The sequence below is a fragment of the Streptomyces sp. NPDC056883 genome, from assembly GCF_042788835.1.
GTDB lineage: Bacteria > Actinomycetota > Actinomycetes > Streptomycetales > Streptomycetaceae > Streptomyces > Streptomyces stoeckheimensis.
In genome coordinates, this window is record NZ_JBHUBS010000017.1 from 181,663 (window position 1) to 186,217 (window position 4,555).

General features: G+C 70.0%; 3 protein-coding genes. 1 reads left to right on the top strand and 2 read right to left on the bottom strand.

The genetic code is table 11. The features are described from left to right. Together ACFRU2_RS32800 and ACFRU2_RS32805 are read right to left on the bottom strand one after the other, a co-directional pair. On the bottom strand, positions 1-1,309 hold a 1,309-nt coding region (locus ACFRU2_RS32800), incomplete at its 3' end, for an acyltransferase domain-containing protein (protein ID WP_382979178.1). A 116-nt stretch (positions 1,310-1,425) separates the two neighbouring features. After that, a complete protein-coding gene (locus ACFRU2_RS32805) occupies positions 1,426-2,967 on the bottom strand; it encodes an NAD(P)/FAD-dependent oxidoreductase (RefSeq protein WP_382979181.1) in 1,542 nt (513 codons plus the stop codon). Between the two features lie 781 nt (positions 2,968-3,748). Between ACFRU2_RS32805 and ACFRU2_RS32810 the strand changes: the two genes are divergently transcribed. Further along, entirely contained in the window at positions 3,749-4,432 is a 684-nt protein-coding gene (locus ACFRU2_RS32810) for an IclR family transcriptional regulator C-terminal domain-containing protein (protein WP_382979183.1), read from the top strand. Positions 4,433-4,555: the final 123 nt, after the last annotated feature.

Sequence of the window (4,555 nt, forward strand, 5' to 3'; positions counted from 1 at the left end):
GTGCCTCGGCGTACAGGGAGCGGACGGTCGCGAAGACCTCGGCGCGCACGGGTCGGCCCGCGGCCGCAGCCGGGACCGCAGCCGCAGCCGGGACCGCAGCCGCGGCCACAGCCGTCTCCGGCGCCACGATCACCGAGGCGGCGCCCGCAGCGGCGCCCGCGGCCGAGCTCCGGAAGGCGGACAGCCGCTGGTTCACCAGGTCCGCGACCTCAGGTCCCGCCTCCGCCCAGAAGACGCTGAACTCGTCAGGGGACAGGCCGGGCGCGAGGTGCCGCCGTACCGCCTCGAGGCCGTCGCGCGTGGCGAGCCCCGCCTCGCGCAGCGTGGCCAGGGTGTCCGGCAGGCGCAGGGCGTTGCCCCGCCCGACCGACAGCGTCGACAGCACGGTGACGTCGTCGGCGGCGATGCCGAGCAGCGCCTTGGGTACGAGCGATGTCAGGGTGGCCCGCCCGCCGGCCTCCACGAAGGTGCGCTCCCCGCGCTCGTGGAGGAACCGTACGCCCGTGGAGAAGCGGACCGGCTGGGTGAAGTGGTCCGCCAGGCGGTCCGCGAGGCTCTCGTCGTCCTCGTAGAACCGCTGCATGATCGGCGAATAGACCGGCACGGTCATCGGGAGCTGAGGCAGCTCGCGTACGTACGCGGCGAATTCGGGAGCCGCTCCCGCGAGCGTGGGGCTGTGGAAGGCGAACGAGGCGTCCAGGCCGGCGAATCCGATGCCCAGCTGTTCGGCAACGGCCTTGACCTGTGCGATCGCCTCCCGCGGACCGCTCAGCACGGTCTGGGCGTCGTGGTTCTCCGTGGCCACGGCCAGCGCCTCGTTCTCGAGGAGCGCGACCAGGTTCCTGCTGCGGGAGGGGGACGCGGCCAGCGCGATCATCGCGCCGTTGCCGGCGTCCCGCCCGGCGATGGCGCTCGTGCGGCACAGCACGATCCGGGCGCCGTCCTCCACCGAGAACGCACCGGCGGCGACCAGCGCGCCGATCTCCCCGAGGCTGTGGCCCATGAGCACGGAGGGCCGGACTCCGTTGTCGGTCAGGATGCGGTGCGCGGCAAGGCCGGTGCCGTAGATGGCGAGCTGTGAGACCCAGGGCTCGTCCTTGAGCAGCTGGGCGAGTTCCACCGGCGGCTCACGGAACAGGATGTCCGTCAGGCGCCGTCCGCAGAGCTCCTGCGCCACCGGGTCGATGAGCTCGAACACCGCGCGGATCTGCGGGTGTCCGTCGACCGCGTGATGGAACGCGACTCCGTCGAAGCCGCCTTGTCCGGGAAAGAGAAGTACGGGCCCGGAGGCGGGCTGAGTGGTGGACATCTGTGAGTTCCCCTCAGAACAAGGCGGTGCCTGGGCTGAACCCCTCGGGGCAGCTGTGGAACGCCGTCGGTGGTGAGTGCTGGCGAGATCGCTCGAGCGTGCGGACGTGGCGCGGCTCAGGGCCTGGCGCTGCGCAACAACAGGTCGCCCATGGGGCCGAGGCTGGCCGCGACGAGCCGGTCGGCCAGGCCCGCGGGGGCCGCGGGCCGGCCGGGCACGCCGTGCAGCAGCCAGCGCAGGAGCCGGACCTTGGGCGGTAGCCCGTGCTCGTCGTTGAGATAGTCGAAGAGTGCGCGGAAGTTTGCGCGCGAGTAGAAGTCGGCGGGCGGCACCACGGTGGCGAAGAGGCCGATCATGTCGCGTGCGTGCCAGGGGCTGCGGCTCATCGCCTCGATGAGCGCGCGCTCCTCGGGAGTGTGGTCGGCGATGCGTGCGTAGTCGCGGGTGTAGTCGTAATGGTCGATGACGAGCCGGTCCCGCTCACGGGCGTATCCGGCGAGCGCGCGGCCCATCGGGACCTGGCCGGACAGACCCTTGGTCACGGCGTCCGCGAGGATTTCGGCGCCCATCACGGCATAGGTGATACCGGATGCGGTGATGGGGTCCCGCGTTGCCGAGGCATCGCCGACCAGGGCCCAGCCGGGGCCGGTCGGCGTGCGCAGGAAGTTGGGCACGGACCCGGTGAGCCATCGGTCCGCGCGCTTGGTGTCCCGTACCTGTGCGGCGAACTCCGGGTCGACATCGGCGAGGGCGTCGATGACCGTCCGGTCCGTGGCCTCATCGGAGCCGGGCGAGGGGAAGTCCTCGGTCGGCCAGGCCACGCCGATGATGGTGAGGCCGTCGTGGGTGGGCCAGGTGAACGGGTGCCGGCGGTTCTTGCGGTAGGTGCGGACGAGGGAGGGCTGCGGCAGGCCGTCCCAGTACGTCCAGAGGCTCTTGCTCAGCACCGGCTGGTCGCGGTACTTGGCCGCGGCAACCAGCTGGGCCACCTTGGAGTTCTTGCCGTCGGCGCCGATGACGACCGAAGCGCGTTCCGAGAAGGGCTGCGATCGCTTGGTGGTGCCGCGGACCCCGACGACGGTTCCGTCTTCGTCGCGCAGGAGTTCCTGTACGGATGTCTCCTCGCGCAGTTCCACGCCGGCGTCGACCGCGCACCGTACCAGCGCCTCGTCGAGGGCGAGGCGCGGAGGGGACAGTGCGTAGTCGACGTCCTCGACCGCGGGCAGCGGCGCTTCCATGCCGACGGGGCCGCTCTGCAGCCGGTAGCTGGTGATGTGCGGGATCGTGTGGCCGTTCAGCCGGTCCAGCACTCCCCACGCGCGAAGCCGGTGCACGCCCGGCGGGTGGATCAAATTGGTGGACGACGACGTGGGGCTCGGGAAACGGGCCCGGTCGACCAGCAATACACGGTGCCCGAGACGAGCCAGAAGCAGTGCTACCGACGCACCGGAAATACGAGCGCCGACAACAATGGCGTCATACACGAAGGCCCCCCGTTGGCCATGAACATAAAAGACAATCGCCGGGATCAAATCCGGCAGTCGCAGCCTAACAAATGGATCGAAGCCTTTGTCAATCGCGATTTGAACCGCCTCTGACCTGCGGCTTCTCGCTGGGCGAGAAATGCTGCACTTCTCGCGGGAGGAGAATTTGGCCATTTCTCGGCAGGCGAGACGAAGTGGTTTCTCGCCTGCCGAGAAGAATTAGTGGCCGGTAGTCGATGGCGTAGCCGGGAATACCTTCTCCCGTTGGGTTGGAATGCCTGGGTCGATACGCCGACAGGAGTGTGCAAAACGCTCGGACGCGCGCAGGGGAACCCGTCCCCGACGGTCGATTTCGGCCACGGCGGGAGAGGCTTCCCGCACTGCGGGCCGCACGCCCACCGGAACCGTCGGGGCGGGGCGGCACGGAACTGCCGGTCCGTCACCTCTGTCGGAGGGTGCTGCTCGCCCCCTGTGAGGGCCGCCACAGTCGCGGCCCTCGGTCCCGGGTATAACGTGAGGAGGGCACTGATGCCATTAGAAGATTTTGGCAGAGCCAACTGGCCGTACGGGGGAGGGGAATCGTGCTGCCTGCAGTTCGAGGCCCGGTCAGGGGGAACGAGGCGGGTCCCGCGTGGTCGTGGCACCCGCTGCCCTTACGTGCTCTCTGCGGTACCTGGGAGCCGCGACATCCCGCCCCCCACCTGTTTCTCGTGGAGGTAAGAAGATGTCCATCCCTACCCAGCCCGCTCGACCCCTGTCGGCCCGACCCGCGACGCGCAGAGCCGGTGACACGGCTGCCTCGATCGTCCAATCGGGAGGGACGAGCCACGCCGAGCGCGTCTTCCGGGTCCAGCACGCGTTCACGCAACTCGGGGGCGAGGTGCATGGTCTGGCCGAGCTGGCGAGGGCCTCAGGAGTGGATGATTCGGCGGTTTACCGAATACTTCGCTCGGGCGTGACCGCCGGGGCCTTCCTGCAAGTGGGGCGCGGGCGCTACCGGCTCGGCCCGTCGGCGGCCCAGATCGGCACTCAGGCCCTCATGAACCAGATGGATTCGACGGGCAGCGAGGAGCTTCCCGAAGTCCTGGACCGGCTCCACCACGACACCGATGGCGGCCTGGCCTTCCTCTTCGGGCTGAACCACTTCGGTCGCGCGCAGCGTCAGTGCATCGAGATGTCGGTGGGCAATTCCGACCTGTCCGAACTCGGCGCCAATGTACGGGACGTGCTCACTGTCAACCGTTCCCTGCGGGTGGGGGCCGCGGGCCGGGCGATCCTCGCTCATCTGCCCGGGCCGGTGCAGCGCCGGATCGTCGCGGAACCGGTCCCCAGGGGCGCCGGCCCGGGTGTGTACCGCGACCGGGACAAGCTCCTCGCCTCTCTGGTCGAGATCCGGGCGAAGGGGTACGCCGTGGGCGTCCAGGAGTGCGTCCGGGGGTGGAATTCCTTTGCCGTGCCGGTCTTCAGCGCCGGCACCGTCCTCGGGGCCGTGGTCGTCCTGAAGCCCGCCGACGAGGTCCACGCACCGCGTGAGCGGTACATCGGCGCCGTGAGGATCGCGGCAGCCGAGATGGGCCGCTTCGTCGGCGCGCCCGAGCCGGAGCAGTACCCGGAGTACGCCACGGCCAGGGGGGCCTAGGAGTTGCATGTCCCCCGCCCACGAAGCCCCGTACCGCCGTGGTGGCGGTACGGGGCTTCGTGGGCGGGGGCACCAGGCAAGCAAAGAAGATCGGCGAGGGAGGGCTCCGCGCCGGATGCCCCG

Bases quoted from the DNA above. Each gene is read 5' to 3' on its own strand.
- ACFRU2_RS32805 (WP_382979181.1), bottom strand. From the start codon at position 2,967: ATGGCCAAATTCTCCTCCCGCGAGAAGTGCAGCATTTCTCGCCCAGCG.